The organism is Bacillus sp. RSS_NA_20, assembly GCF_020165915.1.
Classification (GTDB): Bacteria; Bacillota; Bacilli; order Bacillales; family Bacillaceae; genus Bacillus; species Bacillus altitudinis.
Genome location: NZ_JAIUKW010000005.1, coordinates 1,695,769 through 1,717,516, shown reverse-complemented (window position 1 = coordinate 1,717,516; position 21,748 = coordinate 1,695,769). Strand labels below are relative to the sequence as shown.

The 21,748-nt window shown below is 42.1% G+C and carries 24 protein-coding genes and 1 pseudogene; 18 read left to right on the top strand and 7 right to left on the bottom strand.

The window, feature by feature from the left end; translation table 11 throughout:
* Positions 1-64: 64 nt before the first annotated feature.
* Positions 65-1,237 (bottom strand): PucR family transcriptional regulator, encoded by a 1,173-nt coding sequence (locus LCD32_RS14580; protein WP_224564079.1) that lies wholly within the window; start codon positions 1,235-1,237, stop codon positions 65-67.
* 311 nt (positions 1,238-1,548) lie between these two features.
* Here LCD32_RS14580 and LCD32_RS14575 point away from each other — a divergent pair, with 311 nt between their 5' ends.
* The 4 genes from LCD32_RS14575 to yunB all read left to right on the top strand — a co-directional run bounded on the left by LCD32_RS14575 (position 1,549) and on the right by yunB (position 5,050).
* Positions 1,549-2,400, top strand: coding sequence for a DUF72 domain-containing protein (locus tag LCD32_RS14575; RefSeq protein WP_007500400.1), 852 nt, complete (start codon positions 1,549-1,551; stop codon positions 2,398-2,400).
* A 63-nt stretch (positions 2,401-2,463) separates the two neighbouring features.
* A complete protein-coding gene (locus tag LCD32_RS14570; protein ID WP_224564074.1) occupies positions 2,464-3,837 on the top strand; it encodes a bifunctional metallophosphatase/5'-nucleotidase in 1,374 nt (457 codons plus the stop codon).
* Between the two features lie 67 nt (positions 3,838-3,904).
* The gene (locus LCD32_RS14565; RefSeq protein ID WP_007500404.1) at positions 3,905-4,210 is read left to right on the top strand and encodes a YunC family protein; all 306 of its coding nucleotides are present in this window, start codon (positions 3,905-3,907) and stop codon (positions 4,208-4,210) included.
* A 69-nt stretch (positions 4,211-4,279) separates the two neighbouring features.
* A complete protein-coding gene (gene yunB, locus LCD32_RS14560; RefSeq protein WP_007500406.1) occupies positions 4,280-5,050 on the top strand; it encodes a sporulation protein YunB in 771 nt (256 codons plus the stop codon).
* A gap of 78 nt (positions 5,051-5,128) precedes the next feature.
* Here the strand turns inward: yunB and LCD32_RS14555 are convergent, their stop codons facing one another.
* Positions 5,129-5,593 carry a DUF2691 family protein gene (locus LCD32_RS14555; RefSeq protein WP_072368433.1) on the bottom strand — a complete coding sequence of 155 codons (465 nt, stop codon included), beginning with the start codon at positions 5,591-5,593 and terminating at the stop codon, positions 5,129-5,131.
* Positions 5,594-5,785: 192 nt separating this feature from the next.
* On the opposite strand from LCD32_RS14555, the gene LCD32_RS14550 reads away from it, so the two are divergent.
* Positions 5,786-6,016, top strand: coding sequence for a hypothetical protein (locus LCD32_RS14550; protein ID WP_035389306.1), 231 nt, complete (start codon positions 5,786-5,788; stop codon positions 6,014-6,016).
* 81 nt (positions 6,017-6,097) lie between these two features.
* Here LCD32_RS14550 and LCD32_RS14545 read toward each other — a convergent pair whose 3' ends face one another.
* Positions 6,098-7,042, bottom strand: a complete 945-nt coding sequence (locus LCD32_RS14545) for a M23 family metallopeptidase (protein WP_224564621.1) — start codon at positions 7,040-7,042, stop codon at positions 6,098-6,100.
* Between the two features lie 323 nt (positions 7,043-7,365).
* Here LCD32_RS14545 and lipA point away from each other — a divergent pair, with 323 nt between their 5' ends.
* Positions 7,366-8,262 carry a lipoyl synthase gene (lipA, locus tag LCD32_RS14540; RefSeq protein ID WP_008360456.1) on the top strand — a complete coding sequence of 299 codons (897 nt, stop codon included), beginning with the start codon at positions 7,366-7,368 and terminating at the stop codon, positions 8,260-8,262.
* 39 nt (positions 8,263-8,301) lie between these two features.
* Here the strand turns inward: lipA and LCD32_RS14535 are convergent, their stop codons facing one another.
* Positions 8,302-8,937 (bottom strand): YhcN/YlaJ family sporulation lipoprotein, encoded by a 636-nt coding sequence (locus LCD32_RS14535; RefSeq protein WP_224564073.1) that lies wholly within the window; start codon positions 8,935-8,937, stop codon positions 8,302-8,304.
* 120 nt (positions 8,938-9,057) lie between these two features.
* Here LCD32_RS14535 and LCD32_RS14530 point away from each other — a divergent pair, with 120 nt between their 5' ends.
* The 3 genes from LCD32_RS14530 to LCD32_RS14520 are packed head-to-tail and all read left to right on the top strand — an operon-like array spanning position 9,058 to position 10,579.
* Positions 9,058-9,333 (top strand): YutD family protein, encoded by a 276-nt coding sequence (locus tag LCD32_RS14530; RefSeq protein ID WP_008346837.1) that lies wholly within the window; start codon positions 9,058-9,060, stop codon positions 9,331-9,333.
* Positions 9,334-9,352: 19 nt separating this feature from the next.
* A complete protein-coding gene (locus LCD32_RS14525; RefSeq protein WP_017367989.1) occupies positions 9,353-9,787 on the top strand; it encodes a DUF86 domain-containing protein in 435 nt (144 codons plus the stop codon).
* Positions 9,788-9,808: 21 nt separating this feature from the next.
* Entirely contained in the window at positions 9,809-10,579 is a 771-nt protein-coding gene (locus tag LCD32_RS14520) for a TIGR01457 family HAD-type hydrolase (RefSeq protein WP_007500417.1), read from the top strand.
* Between the two features lie 42 nt (positions 10,580-10,621).
* On the opposite strand, the gene LCD32_RS14515 is transcribed toward LCD32_RS14520, so the two are convergent.
* Positions 10,622-11,122, bottom strand: a complete 501-nt coding sequence (locus LCD32_RS14515) for a phosphatidylglycerophosphatase A (RefSeq protein WP_024719755.1) — start codon at positions 11,120-11,122, stop codon at positions 10,622-10,624.
* Between the two features lie 113 nt (positions 11,123-11,235).
* On the opposite strand from LCD32_RS14515, the gene yutH reads away from it, so the two are divergent.
* The 6 genes from yutH (at position 11,236) to LCD32_RS14485 (ending at position 18,906) form a co-directional block, all read left to right on the top strand.
* Entirely contained in the window at positions 11,236-12,276 is a 1,041-nt protein-coding gene (gene yutH, locus LCD32_RS14510; RefSeq protein ID WP_007500419.1) for a spore coat putative kinase YutH, read from the top strand.
* 74 nt (positions 12,277-12,350) lie between these two features.
* The gene (locus LCD32_RS14505) at positions 12,351-13,319 is read left to right on the top strand and encodes a 2-hydroxyacid dehydrogenase (RefSeq protein WP_017367983.1); all 969 of its coding nucleotides are present in this window, start codon (positions 12,351-12,353) and stop codon (positions 13,317-13,319) included.
* 222 nt (positions 13,320-13,541) lie between these two features.
* Positions 13,542-14,843, top strand: a complete 1,302-nt coding sequence (locus tag LCD32_RS14500) for a homoserine dehydrogenase (protein WP_017358915.1) — start codon at positions 13,542-13,544, stop codon at positions 14,841-14,843.
* Positions 14,843-15,904: a threonine synthase gene (thrC, locus tag LCD32_RS14495; RefSeq protein ID WP_008346825.1), complete on the top strand. Its 1,062-nt coding sequence runs from the start codon at positions 14,843-14,845 to the stop codon at positions 15,902-15,904. The genes LCD32_RS14500 and thrC overlap by 1 nt, the downstream gene beginning before the upstream one ends.
* Entirely contained in the window at positions 15,901-16,833 is a 933-nt protein-coding gene (gene thrB / locus LCD32_RS14490) for a homoserine kinase (RefSeq protein WP_007500423.1), read from the top strand. The genes thrC and thrB overlap by 4 nt, the downstream gene beginning before the upstream one ends.
* 102 nt (positions 16,834-16,935) lie before the next feature.
* Entirely contained in the window at positions 16,936-18,906 is a 1,971-nt protein-coding gene (locus LCD32_RS14485) for a S9 family peptidase (protein ID WP_224564071.1), read from the top strand.
* 44 nt (positions 18,907-18,950) lie between these two features.
* Here LCD32_RS14485 and LCD32_RS14480 read toward each other — a convergent pair.
* A pseudogene (locus LCD32_RS14480) lies at positions 18,951-19,250 on the bottom strand (NifU family protein).
* A gap of 121 nt (positions 19,251-19,371) precedes the next feature.
* On the opposite strand from LCD32_RS14480, the gene LCD32_RS14475 reads away from it, so the two are divergent.
* Entirely contained in the window at positions 19,372-19,701 is a 330-nt protein-coding gene (locus LCD32_RS14475; protein WP_017367980.1) for a YuzD family protein, read from the top strand.
* A gap of 100 nt (positions 19,702-19,801) precedes the next feature.
* Positions 19,802-20,032, top strand: coding sequence for a hypothetical protein (locus tag LCD32_RS14470; protein WP_057079127.1), 231 nt, complete (start codon positions 19,802-19,804; stop codon positions 20,030-20,032).
* Positions 20,033-20,080: 48 nt separating this feature from the next.
* Here LCD32_RS14470 and LCD32_RS14465 read toward each other — a convergent pair whose 3' ends face one another.
* Entirely contained in the window at positions 20,081-21,148 is a 1,068-nt protein-coding gene (locus LCD32_RS14465) for an NAD(P)/FAD-dependent oxidoreductase (RefSeq protein WP_017367978.1), read from the bottom strand.
* Between the two features lie 255 nt (positions 21,149-21,403).
* On the opposite strand from LCD32_RS14465, the gene LCD32_RS14460 reads away from it, so the two are divergent.
* Entirely contained in the window at positions 21,404-21,640 is a 237-nt protein-coding gene (locus tag LCD32_RS14460) for a YuzB family protein (protein ID WP_008346813.1), read from the top strand.
* The last annotated feature ends 108 nt before the right edge of the window (positions 21,641-21,748 follow it).

Below are 21,748 nucleotides of genomic sequence, written 5' to 3'. Positions count from 1 at the left end.
TTGACACCACTCCTTGTCATTCACATTTCTCCTCCAAAATATATGAGACGTAAGAAAAAAAGATTCAATCCGAATCGGATGAAAGGTGCTTTTGAATACGCAAAGCTAAGCGCAAGCGCAATGTTGCGTCAGGATCTTTTAGGCTGATCTGAAGCAGTTCTTCACATTTCTCCAGTCGATATATCACGGTGTTGCGATGAACAGATAAACGCTTGGCTGTTTCTGAAATATGGCAATGTGTTTCGACATAAACAGATAAGGTGTGGAGAAGGTTTGGATCGACTTGTGGTTGTTCATATAATGGGTGGAGGTACTGCTCATAGAATGTTGTTAAATCTTTTGGTGGGATGAGCTTCAGTAAATCTGACACATCTTTTGCTTGATAGAACTGAATATATTCAGCTCTTAATGAGAGCTGGCCTGATTGCAGAGCATGGACAGCTTCACTGAATCCTTTTGGCAGATCGGTGATGAGATAACCGCTTAAGCTCACACCAAAGGAAATGGTGGCATTCACATGTTGTTTAATAAGGATCTGCATTTGTTTTAAAAAAGAGCAGATCGATTTGTTCATTGCCAGCCAGCCGCCAGTCTCTTCTATAAGGAAGATGCCGATATCTCCTTTGACAAAAAGAAAGGCGGGAAATGGACAGTGCGAAAGGGTGCTTTCAAGTAAAGCAAACACATCATCTACAAGGGTTTGCTGCTTAAGGAAACAAGAGAAATGACTGCTCTGATCAAGCTGACAGACGATACATAGATAGGGAATCGTTGTGTTTAATCCAAACATGCGTGCCAGGCAGGCGACATCTTGCTCTGAGGAAATCGTTCCCTCCATCCATTTGCGAAACCATTCATTTTTGGCTCGCCCTGTAGATTGCTTGATGGCATGTTGTTTGATACGTGAAATGGACATGGCATTTACAGCTTGTTCAATTTTCAAATGTAGACCCATGTCGTCTTGAGGATGAATGAAGGCTGGAACGACTAAATAATCATAAGATTGTTCGTTTATATAGATAGGAAAAACAGAAACGCTTTCTTTTGAATGAACCATAGAAAAATAATGCTGCTGCGTACTGTGAAACAAGCGGAGCATTTGTATCCAATCTGGGTTTGTCATACCTTGGGATGAGGTGAAAAGAATACGTCCATACTGATTGATCAAATAGACAGGCTGATGAATTCTTTGGACCACTTTTTGCAATACTTCAACATGATGATCGACAATGTTCATATCCACTCATTCTCCTTTTTTAGAGCTGAAGCCTTTGGTGAAGATGAATAAAAAAATGGACAATCGCTGTCAAAGTCTCTGATATAAATGTTATGTTATCAGCTTCATTCAATTTAGATAGAAAGTTGTGATGTAATATCACAAAAAAGATGGCAGGGCAACATCACATCAGTCATCTTCATTCAGAAAAATGGGTAAATATGATATGTTGTAGACAGAAGAATTTCTTTCAGAAAGATGGGTATCCCAAGAAACAAAGATTTTCAATGGGAAAATCCGTTTAGACAAGCAAGTGGCAAGAGGTGAGATAGATGATTTATATCGGATTAACTGGCTGGGGAGATCATGACAGTCTGTACCCGCCGAGAATCGGCAGCTCTCAAAAGCTGTTTCACTACGCATCAACGTTTCCCATTGTGGAACTGGATGCAAGCTTTTATGCTGTTCAGCCTGAGCGCAACCATGAAAAATGGATAAAAGATACGCCAGACGCCTTTCAATTTGTCGTGAAAGCATATCAAGGAATGACCGGGCATCAAAGAGGCGAGATCCCGTTTGCTTCAAAGGAAGAAATGTTTGATGCATTTATTCTTTCACTGACTCCTCTCATTCGAGCAGGGAAACTGGCGATGGTTCTGTTTCAATTTCCACCATGGTTTGATTGCAAAAAGGAGCACGTCCACTATTTAAGATGGTGTAAGGAGAAGATGGGGGACATTCCTTGTGCACTCGAATTCCGAAACCGGACTTGGTTTTCAGACGAGTTTTATGAACAAACCTTATCCTTTATGGAGAAAGAAGGGTGGATTCATTCCGTCTGTGATGAACCGCAAGTCGGAGAAGGGTCTATACCGCCAGTCATAAAAGCCACACACCGTGACAAAACATTAGTCCGTTTCCACGGAAGAAATAAACAAGGCTGGCTTCACCCGGCAGATCATGAGAACTGGCGTGAAGTTCGTTACTTATATTTATATAATGAAGCTGAACTAAAGGAATGGAAAAAGAACCTCGACATCCTGCATCAGCAGTCGAAAGATGTATATGTCGTATTTAATAATAACTCAGGCGGAGATGCGGCGACGAATGGCCAGCAAATGATTGATTTGCTGGATTTGACGTATTCAAGCTTATCCCCGAAGCAGTTAGATTTATTTAGTTAAACGAGAGCTGCGGCTTTCAACTTGAACGAGACGGTTCAGTGACAACTTGAGGGAGAGATCAACATGCTGCAGAAGCTATGGTTATATCATACAAACGACTTGCACAGCCACTTTGAAAATTGGCCAAAAATCGCAGCTTATATTGAAGAAAAGCGTCAAGTTCACGATCAGATGCTCTTATTTGATATTGGCGATCATATGGATCGAGTAAACCTTGTATCAGAAGCGGATTATGGAAAAGTGAATGTCAAACTCCTCAATCAGCTTGGCTATGATGGCGTCACAATTGGTAATAATGAAGGCATTACGTTGCCTCATGAGCAGCTCGACCGCTTGTACAAAGACGCGCAATTCCCGGTGATTTTATCTAATTTATTTGAAAAAGGCAAAAGACCATCGTGGGCAAAGCCTTATGAAGTGATCACATTGAAGAATGGACTGAAAATCGCCATCTTAGGGGTGACCATTGCGTATACACCTGTCTATGAAAAGCTGGGCTGGGACATTACAGACCCATTTGAGAGCATACGGGAGATGCTGCAAGAAGTGAAGGGACAAGCTGATGTCATTGTTCTTCTTTCCCATCTAGGCATCATCCATGATCGAGAGGTAGCCCATGACTTCCCGGAAATCGACATCATCTTAGGCTCACATACGCATCATCTTTTAGAACAGGGCGAGATGGACAATGGAGTTCTTCTTGCATGTGCTGAAAAGTATGGGCATTATATTGGCTGTGTCGAGCTGACCATTGATACAGCGAGTAGCGAGCTCATCGAGAAAAAAGCGACGGTGCAATCAGTGGACCAGCTGATCAGTGAATCCGATGAAGCGATCACGACTTTACAGAAAGCTGAAAGAAGAGCGAAGTCACTCATGCAGGAAAAAGTGACATCCATTGAATCAAAGCTCGAAACAAAGTGGTTTGATGACTCCCCGCTTCCGCAGCTTTTAACAGATGCCATTAAAGAATGGTGCGAGGCAGATATCGGCATGATGAATGCAGGGATGGTGCTTGATTCATTAGAGGCTGGCATCGTCACAAGAGAGGACATTCACCGGATATGTCCGCATCCAATTAATCCAATCAGGGTGACACTTACTGGGAAGCAATTGATCGAAACAGTGTCTCGTGGCTGTGAAGAAAAAATGGAACAGCTACGCATCAAAGGCTTTGGCTTTAGAGGCGAACTGATGGGGAAAATGCTATACAGCGGTTTGACTTATTCATTAGAAGAGGGCGAAACCAAACGAGTAAAAGATGTCTATGTAAACGATCAACTCGTCAAAGAAGATGATTCCTATACGGTTGGCACAGTGGATATGTATACACTTGGCTCTCTTTTTCCTCATATACGTGACCATGAACACATTGAATATTTCATGCCGGAATTTTTGCGTGATGTCCTGAGCTGGCGATTGAAGGACGCAAAGTGAAATCCGCTCCAGCCTAACAACACTTGCCCTCCTTTCACATAGATTGTGTTGAAGGGAGTGAAGGGATATGGTGAATTTAACACCTATTACAATTGATGGCCATTCCTTTACAGCCGTCACCGTCAAACTGCCAAAGACCAATTTCATGGCAGTGACAAATGAGCATGGTTATATTATGTGCGGTGCACTTGATGTCGGGCTCCTAAATGAAAAGCTTGCAGATAGAGGAATCATCGCAGGAAGAGCAGTAGGTGTAAGAACCATCGAGCAATTGCTGGATGCACCTTTAGAATCTGTGACATATGCCGCTGAGTCGCTCGGCATTCATGCTGGCACAATTGGAAGAGATGCATTATTAAAAATGGTGAAATAAAATGAACAGATGATTCCTATCCCCCCGCCTGTCTGCATACACTTGTAATGGAGAAGGGGGGATTTTTTATTGAGATTAAACCGCCGTTATCGCCCCTATAAAAAGGGCCCTCTGCCATTTCGTTATGTCATGCTGCTTGCCATATTATTTTTTGTGCTCTCAACTGTCATTAGCCTATTCTTCATCAATCGTTCCATTAAACCAACTTTGATTCACATTGCTGAACTAGAAACAGAACGAATCGCCAATCATCTCATCCAATATTCTGTTCAGGATTTTGCAGATGATCAGGAGAATATGAAAGATATGGTTGTGATGAATACAAGTGAGAACGGAAAAGTGACAACTATCGACTTCAATGCGCAAGCAACATCGAAAGCAATGGCTGACCTGTCACGTCACCTTCAAAAAAATCTAGAGGACATTGAAAAGGGGAATTTTCAAAAAGAGGCAAAAGAAGCATTAAAGGATCAAACAGATGGACATGACGGCATTATATATAACATTCCGCTTGGGCAAGCGTCCGGAAATGCACTTATCGCCAACCTAGGACCAAAAGTACCTGTACGATTTAGTGTCATTGGTGACCCGCATACGGACGTTGAAAAAAACATCAAGCCATATGGCATCAACAATGCCTTGATTGATATTAGTGTGCTCATTGAGGTGAAAGTGAGAGTCATCATCCCATTCGCCTCAGAAACCATCGTCGTCAAAAACTCCGTGCCTGTCTCCATCCAAGCCGTTCAAGGAGACGTCCCAGATTATTATAATGGCAGCGGAACAAATTCAGGCGCTCCATCGATTGTTCTGCCGGAGAAAAAGGAGAAGAAAGAATAACAGCCCAATGGACGAATTGGGCTGTTTTTTTCATATGCTGTGATTGCATATAGTGTTTTTGTGATGAACGTTTTGTTGTTACGAAACAGACAGTCTTGTCCTTGTATCATTTTCATCGGTGATATAGGTCACGTCTTCAAATCCACATTCAACTGCATTCTTGTATAGCCATTCGAGTGTTCCCTTATTTTTGCAATAGATCGTGACATAGGAGCAATCGGCCACTAAAATAACAAGCTCGCATTGGCTTTCAATAAATTCTTCATAGGTCTTAATATGAGACAATGTCCCTTTTGGATATGCTTGTAAATCGGCGAAAATCATATAATACGTCTTGTTTTCAATGAGGTGTTTGAGTTCTATACCGTCCATTTCTGTTTTACCTTCAGGAAAAAGTTCTTCATCTTTTTCACCATCAACTAGTATATTCGAGTCTTCGGTATCGATTCGCCAGCTGAATTTGGTGATGTCGATCGGTTTTAGCACTTCTCCAAGGAAGACTCCGTATTCATTTGGAATGGTAAAGGTCATTCCTCTTTTCAAAAAACAGCCCCCTAACTCTTTGTGAAGTAGTCTTTCATTGGCTCATCATATCCTAATTAACCAGTTGATTCCATACGGATTACATGTCATGATAAATGTTCATTGTTTTACTTTTTTAAATAGTGATAGCTATCCTGAAGGCTGATTTTTCACGATCGTCTGTTATGAAAGTGAGAGGAGGATTTGATTGATATGAAGAAAATTTATGTAAGCGGGTTTTGTTTTTTGGTATTTGCCATTGTATTTAGTGCTAAATATATGTCAGCATCGATATTATTAGCTGGGAGTGACAGTTTGAGTGTCGACTTATTTAGAGGGATGTTTGACATGATTCCACTTGAAGTAACAGTTGTGTATCTCCTTTTTTTCATTATGGGGATTCTTTTTTTAGTTTTAGGATTGAAAGAAAAGCATAAGCAGTAATTGCTTAAGCATGATTTCCGGGGAAATGTTGATACATATCAAAAGGAGAAGCAAGCGGTATCGCTAAACTTCTCCTTTTATTTAATGACGTTTCCGCTCGGCTCTTTCCCATGCCCTTAAATGAGGGTAAGGATCAAACGACCATTCAGTTCGTCCATTGTCTTTATACATGCCGTAATGAAGGTGTGGCGGGAATTTTCCTGCTGTGCCAGGTGGACCGTAACCGGAGCTTCCGACTGATCCGATGACTTGACCAGGTTCTACAATCTGCCCAGCTTTGAGTCCTTTAGCAAAGCCATTTAAGTGGGCAAAATAATGATAATGATTATGAATATCTCGAATGCCGATCCGCCAGCCGCCAAAGCGGTTCCAGCCTTTCATTTCAATCACGCCGTACGATGTCGCACGAACAGGAAGACCGTAATGAGCAAAAAGATCAGTGCCCTCATGAATTCTTCTGCCTCCAAAGCCTCTCGCATCACCCCATGTACTCCTGTAGCTGTAGTCAGCGCCAACCGGAAGAGGAAACGCATGCTTACCAAGGTCAAGATGGCCGTAATGCTGATAGAGCTTCATAAAAGATGAAATGATTCCAACGGTTTGATCACGTCCGTAATAATCCCACAGCGCGATTTTTAATTGGTCGATGCTGCTGCCGTAATGGAGCAAGTATTGAGCAAACGTGAACAGGACATCTTCATCGTTATCGATTTCCGCTTTTCCATCCCCATTACCATCAAGCCCAATACCGTCAAACACTTTAATGCTTAATGGAGAGGTATCCTGCTTATTGGGATTTTCTGGTCCTATCCACATTTCCCGGGGAATGTAGATACCAATCACACCTGTTTGTTTTGGTAAATCTCTTCTGCTTTTGCGTATATTGTGTTCATACTGATCAACCGCAGCAAGTACATACCACGGGACCTGTGTGGTGATGGCGATCTTTTCATACAGTGCCATTCGCTTTTTTAATTCATCGGGCTGTTTGTTTGCCCCTTGTGCATGGACTGATGCGGGAATCATTGAAAGAGCGATGATGATCGCTAAAACCACTTTCACAAACGTCCATCTCCTTTCTTCGAACATCTCTTCTACCGTTTAGTGTGGTTTGATCACGTTATTTCATAAGAAGAAAATGTTAGTAATTTTCTTCTGTTATTTTAGGAGTCTTTTGGGTATTTTTGCAGCTCATTCCCTTGTTGTTCAATCTGTACTATGTTAAAGTGTCTAAAGAAAAGGCCTTAGGCCGAAGATTCAATTTTTTGCGGCAATAGCTGCATCCATCGTATATAGCAGGAAGACGATTGTATATGCACCTTTAACGAATTCATATGGAGATGATGGAATTGGCAAAGAAGGAAGAGCACGTAAGAAAACCGGACTGGCTTAAAATTAAGCTGAATACGAATGAAAACTATACCGGTTTAAAAAAAATGATGCGGGAAAACAACCTACATACCGTTTGTGAGGAAGCGAAATGTCCGAATATTCACGAATGCTGGGCAGTGAGAAGAACTGCTACATTTATGATCCTCGGATCTGTTTGTACGCGCGCATGCCGTTTCTGTGCGGTGAAAACCGGACTTCCTACTGAGTTAGACTTGCAAGAGCCAGAACGCGTGGCAGATTCAGTGGCTTTGATGAATTTAAAGCATGCTGTTATAACAGCGGTTGCAAGGGATGACCAAAAAGATGGCGGAGCAGGCGTATTTGCTGAAACTGTTCGTGCCATTAGAAGAAAAAGTCCATTCACAACAATTGAAGTTCTCCCTTCAGACATGGGTGGCAATTATGATAATTTGAAAACGTTAATGGATACACGCCCTGATATTTTAAATCACAATATTGAAACAGTACGCAGGTTAACACCAAGAGTTCGTGCACGGGCTACATACGATCGTTCATTGGAATTCTTGCGTCGTGCAAAAGAAATGCAGCCTGACATTCCAACGAAATCAAGCATTATGATTGGACTTGGTGAAACGAAGGAAGAAATCATCGAAGTTATGGATGATCTTCTTGCCAATAACGTTGACATTATGGCAATTGGTCAGTATTTACAACCGTCGAAAAAGCATTTGAAAGTGCAAAAATACTACCATCCAGATGAGTTTGCAGAGCTGAAGGAAATTGCCATGTCAAAAGGCTTTAGCCACTGTGAAGCTGGACCGCTTGTCCGTTCTTCTTATCATGCAGACGAACAAGTAAACGAAGCGTCTAAGAAGCGTCAGGCGCAAGCATAACAAAGAAAACGCCAGAGCTCTCTGGCGTTTTTTCTCGTATTAATTTTGGCCGTAAGGTGTGTTTCGTCTCATGGTCCGATCGGAATTCGTCATGCCATTGGCATCTTCTTTCGTTGAAATATCTCCGCCTTGAGGAGAGTATTTCATTTGTTGAATCGTTTTCGTTAAAATTTGATCAAAATCACGTGAATTGGTTTGAAGACGTGAAAAATTGGCAATGGATTGAAAGTGCTCTGGGTTATCAGAGACGTACACATGATAATAACGAGGGAGAACAGAAACCGCTGTTTTTTTCACTTGATCGGCTGATTCATCTCGGTTTTTGTTGCCTGTTCGATACACAATGAGGGCATCCTCGTCTGTGACAAGTGTTGCTGCATCCTTTATATTTGGCAGCTGGATGGCTAAACTTGTAATCACGTGGGCAAGGTGCTCACGATTTAAAGCAGGGGTTCTTTCCTTTTGATCGGTTACTTGCTGGCGCTGATAACGAACATAGCCTGCTCGATTCGTATCTGCTTCTGGCATGTTGGAATTATTTCCTTCATGACGATCAGACAGGCGGATTGTCTTGCTGGAAGAATCTTCATCCACTTGCCGGTTCATGCCTGATTGAAAGCCGCACCCACCTAAAAGCATGAATAGGAGAATAGTGGCTGTCAGTTGTTTCATCATAAATGTGACCTCCTTTTTTCTTTAGCTTCGGCTAAATCGGAAAAAACATGCTTTAGCAATTGATGGAGTTGTTCCAATGAATTATCATTAAAGATGGATCGTTTAAAAAGAGGTGAGAAGATGATCGTCATTCAGAATGCTACCTTTGATCTTGTCAGAGAAATCAAAGACGGCTTTGATGAGGAAGCGTTTAAAGCAAGGTACTCAGATATTTTAAATAAGTATGATTATATTGTGGGGGATTGGGGCTACAACCAGCTTAGGCTGAAGGGGTTCTTTGATGACCAAAACCAAAAGGCCACATTCGATACAAAAATCAGTACACTCGATGAATACATTTATGAATACTGTAATTTTGGCTGTGCCTATTTTGTCTTAAAGCGGATTAGAAAATAACGCAAAGGGGAGCGTCATGATGTATTTCGTAGACAGAAAGAAGATTGAAGAGACATTACGTTTTTTTGAGGAGCAATATAATTTGATGCGCAGTCATCAAACATGGTCAAGCCCTTTAGAAAAAAAAGCGCTAGAACGAATTGTTCATTTGCTCGTCGAATGTATTCTTGATACAGGAAATGATATGATTGACGGCTTTATCATGCGGGACCCAGGAAGCTATGACGACATCATGGATATTCTTGTGGATGAAAAGGTTGTACCAACAGAAGAAGGCACTCACCTGAAAAAACTGGTCTCGTGTCGTAAAACACTTGTTCAGCAGTACCAAGAAGTGGTTCATCACGATTTGTTGCAGGTCATCAGTGAGGTAGAACAGGCGCTGCAAGTCTTCCCGAATCGAATTCGCACTTACTTGGAGCAGGAGCTTGGACCAGTATCAGCGTTTAAATAAACCATTGGAGTTGTAAGCAGCATGAAATACAAAGGCTATTTAATTGATTTAGACGGGACGATGTATAAAGGAACAGAAAAGATCGAAGAGGCGGGGCAATTTGTTCACAAGTTAAATGAGTTGAACATCCCTTATTTGTTTGTCACGAATAACTCTTCACGCACACCGAAGCAAGTAGCAGAGAAACTGGTTTCATTCGATATTCCAGCAACGGAAGAACAAGTCTTTACAACAAGTATGGCGACGGCAAACTATATCGCAGAACAAAAGAAAGATGCCTCGGTGTATGTGATCGGAGAAGAAGGCATTCAGCAGGCCATCAAAGAAAAAGGCTTGTCGTTTGGTCAAGAAGACGCTGATTTCGTTGTCGTTGGAATAGACCGCGGTATTACATATGAAAAACTAGCGGTAGGAGCCATTGCGATCCGTCAAGGTGCACAATTTGTTTCAACAAATGGAGATATTGCCATTCCGACAGAAAGAGGGCTGTTACCTGGAAATGGATCGTTAACATCTGTGCTGACGGTTACGACAACAGTGCAGCCAACATTTATCGGAAAGCCAGAGTCTATCATTATGGAACAGGCCATGCGGGTGCTCGGGACAGATGTGTCAGAGACGCTCATGGTGGGCGATAACTATGATACCGATATTATGGCAGGGATGAATGCAGGGATGGATACACTGCTTGTCCATACAGGCGTCACGACAAAAGAGCTGCTTCAGAAATATGACAAACAGCCAACCTATGTCATTGATTCATTATCTGAGTGGATTGAACGATTATCTTAATGAAAAGAGGACAAGCGTGAGACGCACGTCCTCTTTTGTGTTTTATTCTGCATTTCTCGCACTATGTGCCAGTCTGCTTGATGCTGCCGCAGCAATAGCACCGACAATGTCATCTAAAAAGGTGTGGCATTCGCCTGAGGATTTATCGTTGAGTTTCCCAAGAATCCCTGGTTTTTCTTTATCGATATATCCGTAATTCGTAAAGCCGATGGAGCCATAAATATTAACGATGGCAAAGGATAAAATTTCATCCACACCATATAGACTTTCATCTGTTTCAAGAATGGATTGCAGCGGTTCTGTCAGCTTTTTTTGCTCAGCGAGAACATCTAGTTCAACGCCTGTTAAGATGGCATTTTGGACTTCACGTTTTGCGATGACACGTTCCACATTGTGGATGCACTCTGTCATGTCTAAGCCAGGATGATATTTTTCCTGCAAAAAGAAGACAAGGTCTGCTATATCTTGAATGGTTACGCCTCGTTCTTGTAAACGGCGTCTTGCTGTTTTTTCTACTTCGTTCATCTCATGATGATGCGGCATGTTCCTCACCCAATCCTCGTAATTTGTCCACAACGTGTGAAAAAGCTTCGGATAGTAAATAGTATTCATAAATCCCTCAACCTGCGACTACGATATGATAAGAGACTGATTTTATGAACGCAGGTGAAATCATGAAAGAAACCATTTATCACACATTTGGTATTGATGTGCGTCAATTTATGCCATATGGCAGTTATCAGAGCTTTCAAACGGCGAAAGCTCTCTTCATCATTGTTCCCGTGTCTCATTTGCGAGAAGAAGAACTCACAGAGCTTTATCATATCAGTCAGTATTTACTGAATGACGGTGACCCATACGTTGCCGTGTTTGAATTAACAAACGAAGAGAAACCGACTTTTACCCATGGAAAAGAACTGTACGCTCTATTAAAGGCAGCACCGCGGGTTACAAGCCGCTCATTTCAGCACGCACCAGAGCTGGCGGCTTTTCATGTCAGAGGGAGAGGGTTTCCTTATGAGGTGTCTGAAACAAAACGTGTCGGAGCTTGGAAGGAATTATGGGCAAAACGGTTAGACCAGCTGGAAGGCTTTTGGATGCAGCAAATGCATCAAAAACCACTTGAACGATTTGAAAAGAAATTCATTGAATCCTTTCCGTATTATCTCGGATTAACGGAAAATGCCATTCAATATTTAGTGGATACAGAGCTTGATGATGAACCAAAAGAATGTGATTCAGGTACTGTTTGTCATCAGCGCTTTTCACGTATGACCTGGCCACATGAGCAGCCGCTTCGTTTACCTGTTGACTGGGTATTTGACCATCCAACAAGAGACATCGCAGAATATTTAAGAGAAACCTTTGTCCAGCATAAGGAGGATTTAATTGAAGAGGGATTCTCCTTTTTGCAGCAATATGAGCAGGTTACGCCTCTTTCATCATTTTCAAAGCGTCTGCTGTACAGCCGTCTTCTGTTTCCGCTTCATTATTTTGAAATTGTCGAAGGTTATTATATGTCAGGAGAAAATGAAAAATCTTATTATGAAGAACGATTAGATTATGTTTTAAATGATGCGAACCGCTACGAATATTTTCTCAAGGTGTTTCAAGAATTGAGTGCCATGCGCAGCGGTGGGCATCTCATTCCTCCTGTTGGATGGATTCATCAATCCGCTGATTTGAAGTTTCAGTGAACAGACGAAACGTCTCTTTTCTCTTGAGGCGTTTTTCGTTATGCTTAAAGAAATCAACCAAAGGAGTGTTCTTCTTGACGAAACCTTATGTCTATATCACAAGAAAGCTTGATGAAACAACACTTACACCATTAAAAGAAGTCGCTCATATTGACATGTGGACGAGCGAGGATGAGCCGTGTCCAAGAGAAGAGTTAGAAAAACAAGCGGCTCAAGCAGATGGGCTGCTCACGATGCTGTCAGATCAAGTAGATGAGGCACTTTTATCAAATGCTCCAAATCTAAAAGTGGTCGCGAATCTCGCGGTCGGCTATGACAATATTGATCTAAAGGCAGCTAAAAAGCACGGGATCACGGTATGTCATACACCGGACGTCTTAACAGAATCGACAGCTGATTTAGCCTTTGCGCTTTTGATGGCGTCAGCAAGACGAATTGTCGAAGCGAGTGATTGGATTAAGGATGGGAACTGGACAGGCTGGGGGCCGCTTCTTCTAGCCGGTGCTGATGTTCATCATAAAACGTTAGGGATTGTCGGAATGGGCAGTATTGGAACCGCACTGGCCAAGCGGGCAAAAGGTTTTGATATGAATGTTCTGTATCATAATCGTTCAAGAAAGCCAGAAGCAGAAGCGCAGCTAGGTGTGACCTATGCCGCATTTGATGAGCTGCTTACGCAGTCTGATTTCATCGTTTGTTTGACGCCTTTAACGCCTGAAACGAAAGAAATGTTTAATAAGAAAGCATTTGAGCAGATGAAGAACACGGCTTACTTCATCAACGTTTCCAGAGGGCAGACGGTAGACGAAGATGCTTTATATGATGCTGTCACGACAGGGAAAATTGCAGGAGCAGGTCTTGATGTATTTAGCAAGGAACCAGTCAGCCCAGATCACCCGTTAACGACATTACCAAATGTAACAGTGCTTCCTCATATCGGAAGTGCAAGTGTTGAAACGAGAAAAAACATGATGCATTTATGTGCTGAAAATATTGCGCTTGTCCTGCAAGATCAGCAAGCCAAAACGCCAGTTCAGGCGTAATCTCAAGCTTCCCGGCTTCGGGAGCTTTTCTCACAAAAATATTTTGAAAATATAGAATCTTGATATAAATAGCTGTTAAGCGGTTTCATTCTCATATTCTCTTATTTTATTACCTTGTCAAAATGAGGATACCCCTTTATAATGTGTGTACATTGAATGTCTGTGTTAGGTTAACAAATGTCTTTTTAGAGAGGACATTTACGGAGAAAGGTGGAATTTCAGGTGAAGGCAATTCGAGTTGGACTACTAGGATTAGGAACAGTGGGGAGCGGTGTCGTTAAGATTATTCAAGATCATCAGGATAAATTAATGCACCAGATCGGCTGTCCGGTATTAATACAAAAAGTGCTTGTGAGCAATCCCGATAAAAAAAGAGATGTGGATGTGGCAAGAGAGGTCTTCACAACTGAAGTATACGATGTGATTCGAGATCCAGAGGTCGACGTCATAATTGAAGTAATGGGCGGCATTGAAGAGACAAAACAATATTTAATAGATGCATTAAATGAGAAGAAGCATGTCATTACAGCCAATAAGGATTTAATGGCGCTATATGGCACAGAGCTTTTACATGTAGCAAAAGAAAACGGCTGTGACCTTTACTATGAAGCAAGTGTCGCAGGTGGGATTCCGATTTTGCGTACACTAGAGGAAGGTTTAGCCTCTGACCGCATCACAAAAATGATGGGAATCGTGAACGGGACAACGAACTTTATTTTAACAAAAATGAATGTCGATAAAAGTGCGTATGAAGATGTATTAAAAGAAGCGCAGGATCTTGGCTTTGCAGAAGCAGATCCGACGGCGGATGTAGAAGGACTAGATGCGGCAAGAAAGATGGCCATCCTGGCAAGACTCGGCTTTTCCATGAATGTAGACTTAGAGGATGTGAAAGTGAAAGGCATCTCTGACATCTCGGATGAGGACATTAATTTCAGTAAACGTTTTGGCTATACAATGAAGCTGATTGGAATTGCCCAAAGGGACGGAGAGAAAGTGGAGGTCAGCGTACAGCCAACTTTACTTCCTGATCATCACCCGTTATCTTCTGTCAACAATGAATTTAATGCTGTCTATGTTTACGGAAGTGCTGTCGGAGAAACGATGTTTTACGGACCTGGAGCAGGCAGCCTGCCAACGGCAACAGCTGTTGTCTCTGATTTAGTCGCTGTTATGAAAAACATGCGTCTTGGTGTGAATGGCAGTGGATTTATTGCACCGCAATTTGAGAAGAAAATCAAATCATCATCCGAAGTATTTGCACAGCAATTTTTAAGAATACATGTGAGAGATCAAGTCGGAGCTTTCTCCCGCATTACATCGATTTTTTCTGAAAGAGGCATCAGCTTTGAAAAGATCCTTCAGCTTCCTGTCAAAGGGCATGATGAGCTTGCTGAAATTGTGATTATTACACATCAGACATCAGAAGAAGATTTCTCAAATATCCTGCAAACATTAAACGATCTCGACGTGGTGGTTCAAGTGAAGAGCACGTACCGAGTAGAAGGGAACGGTTTAAGCTGATGAAGTGGAATGGACTCATTGAAGAATTTCAAGAATTCTTACCAGTAAACGAACAAACACCTAAACTAACATTAAATGAAGGAAACACACCGCTGATTCATCTCGCAAAGCTTTCCGAAAAACTGGGGATTGAACTTCATGTGAAAACAGAAGGCGTCAACCCTACAGGTTCTTTTAAGGATCGCGGGATGGTCATGGCCGTCGCAAAAGCAAAAGAAGAAGGCAATGATACGATCATGTGTGCATCGACAGGGAATACGTCTGCAGCAGCGGCAGCTTATGCGGCGCGCGCTGATATGAAATGTATTGTCATCATTCCAGATGGAAAAATTGCCTTCGGTAAGCTGGCGCAGGCTGTCATGTACGGAGCAGAAATCATTGCCATTGACGGCAACTTTGATGATGCGCTGAAAATTGTCCGTAGCATCTGTGAAAAAGCACCGATCGCACTTGTTAACTCCGTCAATCCATACCGAATTGAAGGACAAAAAACAGCGGCATTTGAAATCTGTGAGCAGCTAGGCTCCGCACCAGACGTACTGGCGATTCCTGTTGGAAATGCGGGGAATATTACAGCGTACTGGAAAGGCTTCAAAGAATATCATGAGAAAAAAGGCACTGGACTGCCAGTCATGCGTGGTTTTGAAGCAGAAGGTGCTGCAGCCATCGTTCGAAATGAAGTCATTGAGCAGCCAGAAACAGTTGCAACAGCCATTCGCATCGGGAACCCTGCAAGCTGGAAGCAAGCTGTAGCAGCGGCAGATGAATCAAACGGGAAAATTGATGAAGTGACAGATGAAGAAATTCTTCATGCCTATCAATTGATCGCACGTGAAGAAGGTGTGTTTGCAGAGCCAGGCTCTTGTGCATCAATTGCAGGTGTACTCAAACAAGTGAAATCTGGAGAAATTAAGCCAGGGAGTAAAGTCGTCGCTGTACTGACAGGAAACGGATTAAAAGATCCAAATACGGCGATTGATATTTCGCACATCAAACCGGTCACACTGGATGCAGATGAAGATCAAATTCTGGAACATTTAGAAAAGGCCGCACGCGTATGAGTAACGCCTCCATGCTTTTTTCAATCACAGTACCGGGAAGCACTGCCAACTTAGGACCAGGCTTTGACTCAGTCGGAATGGCGCTCAGCCGCTACTTAAAGCTATCGGTCTATGACCATGATAGCTGGCTGTTTGAAGCAGAAACAGATGTTGTGTCTGGTATTCCATCAGGCACCGATAATCTGATCTACCAAACAGCTAAAAAGGTCGCAGATGACTTTGGAAAAACACTCCCGCCTGTTCATGTCAAAGTGTGGAGTGATATTCCATTAGCAAGGGGGCTGGGTAGCAGCGCTGCTGCCATTGTCGCCGCTATTGAGCTCGCCAATCAGTTGCTTGAATTAAAGATGACCGATGATCAGAAGCTCTTTTTTGCAAGTGAGGTAGAAGGTCATCCAGATAATGCGGGTGCCTCTTTATTCGGTGGTTTACTCATCGGTCTTCATGAAGAAGACAAGACACATGCCGTTAAAGTGCAGCATGTGGATGTAGATGTCGTCGTCGTGATTCCTTTTTATGAAGTGCTCACAAAGGATGCCCGTGATGTCCTGCCAGAGGATTTTTCCTATAAACAGGCCGTGAGTGCGAGTGCAGTGAGTAACGTCCTTGTTGCCGCCTTAATGACGCAGAACTGGCCGCTTGTAGGGGAAATGATGAATAAAGATTTATTTCATCAGCCATACCGCACAATGCTTGTCCCAGAGCTGTCCAAGGTGGAGCACGTTGCTTCATTAAAAGGCGCGTATGGAACGGCATTAAGCGGTGCTGGGCCGACTATTTTGACCTTAGTGGAAAAAGGGAAGGGAGAAGCGCTGAAAAAGCAGCTTGCCCAAAATTTCCCGCATTGTGAAGTGGATGTACTGACGGTGCCGGTAGAAGGTGTCGTCGTCGAGCATCATTCTGTGAATCAAATGAAGAACGTGCTGTGAAGACGCACGTTCTTTTTTTATTCTTGTTTTTCATAATAAAAGCAGGGATTATTATTTAGAGAAGCGAACTATTTTTGATACATAAAAGGGGGAGATCTATTGATGAAGAAATTGATAACAGCAGAGGATTTAACACAAATCGTGTCTGTTTCTCATCCAGTTTATTCACCAGATGGAAAAAAGGCTGTTTTTACAAAAGTAACGGTGAATGAAAAAAAGGATGATTACAATATTCATTTATGGGTTCGAGATGAAGAGACAGGGGAGCTGTCTCAATGGACATTTGATGATGGAAAGCATCATCAACCAGCATGGTCAAAAGACGGAAAGCAGCTTGCGTTTATTTTGCAGAAGCCAAAGGAAGTCCCTCAGCTCGCACTCATTCAGAGCGATGGCGGCGGCATACGTACCTTAACGAATATTCCTTACGGCATCTCTCATCCTGTATTTTCACCGGATGGAGCGTTCATTTATGCAGCGGTCTCATTAAAACAAGATGAATCTGCTCATGATGAAAAAAAGGAAGAGTGCGATGACTTTGCTCCGGCCGTATATGATGATTTGACTTATAAAGCAGATGGCAGAGGCTTTTTAGATGGGCGTCTGACGCAAATTGTAAAAATCGATGTCCGTTCCGGCGAGGTAGAGATGGTTACGAGTGAGTCGCATCATCATGTGAATCATGTCATCTCTCCTTGCGGGAAGTGGCTTGCGTATATTCAATCAAATCCTCAGACGTTTTACATAAGTGATATCTGTCTCCTTTCCTTAGAGGGCGGTACATCCAAGAAAATTACCCAATCAACAGGCGCTTACACGACTGTATCATTTTCTCCAAATGGAGAAAGCCTTTTGTACATTGGGCACGAACGTGAATTTCAGAATGCAACCTTCCCATCATTGTGGCTGCATGACCTGAAGGAGAAAAAGACCGTTCAATTATCAGAAATGCTCGATATGTATGTAGGAAACTGTATGGCAGGGGATAGTGTTATGGGTGAGGCCAATCAGTTTCCACAATGGACAAAGGATAGTCAGGGGTTTTATGCGCTTGTTTCTGATCAAGGGAGTACCGGAATTTATTATTTCTCTATTGAGGGCTTAGCCTATCCCGTTCGTTTAGAGGCAGAACATGTGACGAATTTCAGTCTTCATCCAGACGAATCAAAAATGCTGATCAGCCGTCTTTCACCTGTCTCGCCTAGTGAGCTGTATGAGCTGACTTTAGGGGAATCCTCACTCAAGCAAATCACGTTTGAGCATGATGACTTTCTAAAGGAACATGTCATATCCGAACCTGAACCAATTTCTTTCCAGTCAAAAGATGGAGACGTTGTACGTGGCTGGTTTATGAAGCCTGCTCAGATGGAAGAGGGGAAGACATATCCACTAATCTTAGAAATTCATGGCGGACCGCATGCGATGTACGGTCATACGTATTTTCATGAATTTCAAATGCTCGCCGCTGAAGGGTATGCGATTGTGTACATCAATCCTCATGGCAGTCATGGGTACGGACAGATGTTTACGGATCGGGTAAGAGGCAGCTATGGTGACGTTGATTATGAGGATGTCATGCTGGCTGTTGATCATGTGCTCGAAGCCTATGACTTTATTGATGAAACAAGGCTTGGCGTAACGGGCGGCAGCTATGGCGGTTTTATGACCAATTGGATTGTCGGACAGACCGACCGTTTCCGTGCAGCTGTTACACAGCGTTCCATCTCAAATTGGATTAGCTTTTATGGCATCAGTGATATCGGCTATTTCTTTACAAAATGGCAGATTGATGGGGATATTTATGACTCTGTTGATAAGCTATGGGATCGTTCGCCGCTAAAGTATGTAAAACAGGTGAACACACCGCTTCTCATCCTGCACAGTGATGAAGACTACCGCTGCCCAGTCGATCAAGGAGAACAGCTTTTTGTGGCATTGAAGGAACTTGGAAAAGATACGAGATTAGTCAAGTTTCCCAAGGCTTCTCATGATTTATCGAGAAGCGGCCACCCTGGGCAGCGTATTCAAAGACTGACTTTTATTCAAGAATGGTTTAGAGAGAAATTATCCTAATTAAAAAACGACCCAGTAAGGGTCGTTTTCATGTCATATATGAATTAGAAAACCTGTTCAACTTCTACAACGCCAGGTACTTCTTCTAATAATGCGCGCTCAATACCGGCTTTCAATGTAATGGTTGAACTTGGGCAGCTGCCGCATGCACCAAGAAGGCGTAATTTCACAATGCCATCTTCAATGTCTACAAGCTCACAGTCTCCACCATCACGTAATAGAAATGGACGAAGTTTGTCCAGTACTTCCTGTACTTGGTCTTTCATTTCGACTTCAGTCATTAGATATAATCGCTCCTTTCACAACATATCACCATTATATTCATCTGGACGATAAAAATCTATTGATTGGTTTCAAAGTTTCCTTCTCATTATAGCACAATCTCATCTTGAAACAAAAAGTGATTTTGACTTTTTTCATACAGAAAATTCAGCTAAAATAAAGAAAGAATAGGGGGCTTGTCAAATGAACAAAACCGTTGACCTTTATGTATATGGAAGAGATGTCCTGTGCGCTAGTTGCGTGAATCTGCCTTCTTCAAAAGATACATTTGAGTGGCTAGATGCAGCATTAAAACGAAAATATCCAAATCAGCCGTTTCGCATCACATATATCGATATTGAGCACCCGCCTGAAAACGAACGCCAAAAAGAATTATCTGAACGAATTCTTGATGATGAATTCTTTTATCCACTTGTCCTTGTTGAGGATCAGATTGTTGGAGAGGGCAATCCGAAATTAAAAGATATTTATCAAGAAATGGAGAAATACGGGTACCGAGAGAGCAGTGAATGAGCTGTTCTTTTTTTAGGAAAACAAACAGAACAAACGTTCCTTTTTAGGTTGATTTAGAACGTTTGTTCGGTTATAATGAGATGAAAGGAGCGTGAGCATCATGAATTATTTACTAAAACAATCTCTTCATCAACAAATACCGATTGATATGATTTATATGAAGAAAACTGGAGAGTGCTCGAAACGAAAAATCATTGTACATCGTCAAACTGAACAGTTCATACAAGCGTATTGTTTATCGAAGAAGACGATCAGAACGTTTCGTAAAGACTGCATCCTTGCGCTTGCTCCTATCAAAGTGAACCATCCATCGGTACATGCCGTTTCATAATAAAAGCTCCTTCATTAGAAGGAGCTTTGAGAAAAAATTCACATCATTTTATCCATTGTGATGCTTGTACATCCAAAGAAGTCCAGATTTTAAGAGTCTTGGAACACGACCAACAAGCGGGCGATCCGCTACTAAGCCAAAGCCGGCTTTTTTCCCTAAAGAGCCGAGTACGCCTTTTAACTTAAACTGCGGGTAAGCCTCAGGAAGTGGCTCATTTTTCCAGCGTTTCTGTAGAGATTGCACAATTTGCTCTGCCTGTGCCTCGGCAAGCTGTGCACTTGGTGCATGAGGCAAGCTTGCGCAGTCACCTACGACATAGACATGCTCATCTCCAGGGAGATTGTGATGAGGAGTTAAGACGACACGGCCTTGTGCATCTTTTTCAACATCCATATCTCGCACGACTTTACTTGGCTGAATTCCTGCTGTCCACACGATGACATCTGCTTCAATTGCATCGTCATGGTTGTACACAACTCCTTCTTCAACCTTTGTAATATTGGCGCAGTTAATGATCTTTACATCGTTTTCTTCAAACCATTTTTGTACATATAAACTTAATCTTTTTGGGAAACTGGAAAGAATCAGTTCTCCGCGGTCAAAAAGAATGATGTTTAAATCAGAGCGGCTTTCACGCAGTTCACTGGCTAGCTCTACCCCGCTAAGTCCAGCACCGACAATGCCAACTGTTGCACCTGCGCTCAAATTGTTTAATTTGTTATACGCAAGTCTTGACTGATCAATGGTTTGAATGCTGTATGTATGTTCTTTCGCCCCAGGGACATTGTGATACTTGTCCTCACAGCCGAGTCCGATTACCGTATCATCATATGGAATCGGTTCACGGTCGCTAAATAAGATCTGTTTGTTTTCAATATCAATTTTTTCTACTTCCCCGTATTGAATATCCAGCTTTGGATGCTCTGGAAAAGATACTCGAATGTGATGATCAGAGATCGTTCCAGCAGCAAGTGCATAATATTCTGTTTTTAAACAGTGGTAAGGATTTCGATCAATTAATGTGATAGTAACATCATCAGGTAATTGATTTGGCAATAAGCGGTGGAGAACCCGCATATTCCCGTAACCTCCGCCGATCAAGACTAAATTTTTCATGACGATTCTCCTTTTCCCCCTAGACATTGAAAAACACTTATACTAAAAAACTTTAAGTTAAAATACCAAATAAAATTATATCGAATTTACTGTGAAACCACAATAATTGTTTCAAAATAACCTACATATTCATTACTTAGTCCTAAATAGTAAAACATTTTACGTGGAATAGGCGTAACGATTTATTGAAGCTCATGTTTTGACTAATAGAAGGAATTTCGGTAGGATAGTAAGGCAAATGTGAGGTGAAGCACAGTGTTTCCACTGATCGAATTTTGTGTAAGTAATCTTGCACAAGGGTCTCAAGAAGCAAAAGAGAAGCTAGAAAAAGACCCAAACTTAGATGTAATGGAATACGGTTGTTTAAGCTACTGCGGCAAATGTATGGACTCCCCATTTGCGCTTGTGAATGGAGAATTTGTTTCAGGAGAAAATGCAGAGCAGCTAGTCGAGCGTATTTATGCTTTTATAGAGGAAAACGACATGTTTTAAATGCACCACATGGGTCATGAGGTGCATTTTTTTCATATATTCAGTTTCCATTTTTTAGGAAAAAGTGTAGAAAGCGCATCCAATATGTTATGCTAATAAAATATCATC

Coding starts and splice junctions, on each gene's coding strand:
- thrB (WP_007500423.1), top strand. CDS start 15,901: ATGAGTAACGCCTCCATGCTTTTTTCAATCACAGTACCGGGAAGCACT.
- LCD32_RS14570 (WP_224564074.1), top strand. CDS start 2,464: ATGCTGCAGAAGCTATGGTTATATCATACAAACGACTTGCACAGCCAC.
- LCD32_RS14515 (WP_024719755.1), bottom strand. CDS start 11,122: ATGCCGCATCATCATGAGATGAACGAAGTAGAAAAAACAGCAAGACGC.
- LCD32_RS14485 (WP_224564071.1), top strand. CDS start 16,936: ATGAAGAAATTGATAACAGCAGAGGATTTAACACAAATCGTGTCTGTT.
- LCD32_RS14545 (WP_224564621.1), bottom strand. CDS start 7,042: ATGATTCCCGCATCAGTCCATGCACAAGGGGCAAACAAACAGCCCGAT.
- LCD32_RS14475 (WP_017367980.1), top strand. CDS start 19,372: ATGAACAAAACCGTTGACCTTTATGTATATGGAAGAGATGTCCTGTGC.
- LCD32_RS14550 (WP_035389306.1), top strand. CDS start 5,786: ATGAAGAAAATTTATGTAAGCGGGTTTTGTTTTTTGGTATTTGCCATT.
- LCD32_RS14470 (WP_057079127.1), top strand. CDS start 19,802: ATGAATTATTTACTAAAACAATCTCTTCATCAACAAATACCGATTGAT.
- yutH (WP_007500419.1), top strand. CDS start 11,236: ATGAACGCAGGTGAAATCATGAAAGAAACCATTTATCACACATTTGGT.
- LCD32_RS14575 (WP_007500400.1), top strand. CDS start 1,549: ATGATTTATATCGGATTAACTGGCTGGGGAGATCATGACAGTCTGTAC.
- LCD32_RS14580 (WP_224564079.1), bottom strand. CDS start 1,237: ATGAACATTGTCGATCATCATGTTGAAGTATTGCAAAAAGTGGTCCAA.
- thrC (WP_008346825.1), top strand. CDS start 14,843: ATGAAGTGGAATGGACTCATTGAAGAATTTCAAGAATTCTTACCAGTA.
- LCD32_RS14530 (WP_008346837.1), top strand. CDS start 9,058: ATGATCGTCATTCAGAATGCTACCTTTGATCTTGTCAGAGAAATCAAA.
- LCD32_RS14465 (WP_017367978.1), bottom strand. CDS start 21,148: ATGAAAAATTTAGTCTTGATCGGCGGAGGTTACGGGAATATGCGGGTT.
- LCD32_RS14520 (WP_007500417.1), top strand. CDS start 9,809: ATGAAATACAAAGGCTATTTAATTGATTTAGACGGGACGATGTATAAA.
- LCD32_RS14535 (WP_224564073.1), bottom strand. CDS start 8,937: ATGATGAAACAACTGACAGCCACTATTCTCCTATTCATGCTTTTAGGT.
- LCD32_RS14565 (WP_007500404.1), top strand. CDS start 3,905: ATGGTGAATTTAACACCTATTACAATTGATGGCCATTCCTTTACAGCC.
- LCD32_RS14525 (WP_017367989.1), top strand. CDS start 9,353: ATGTATTTCGTAGACAGAAAGAAGATTGAAGAGACATTACGTTTTTTT.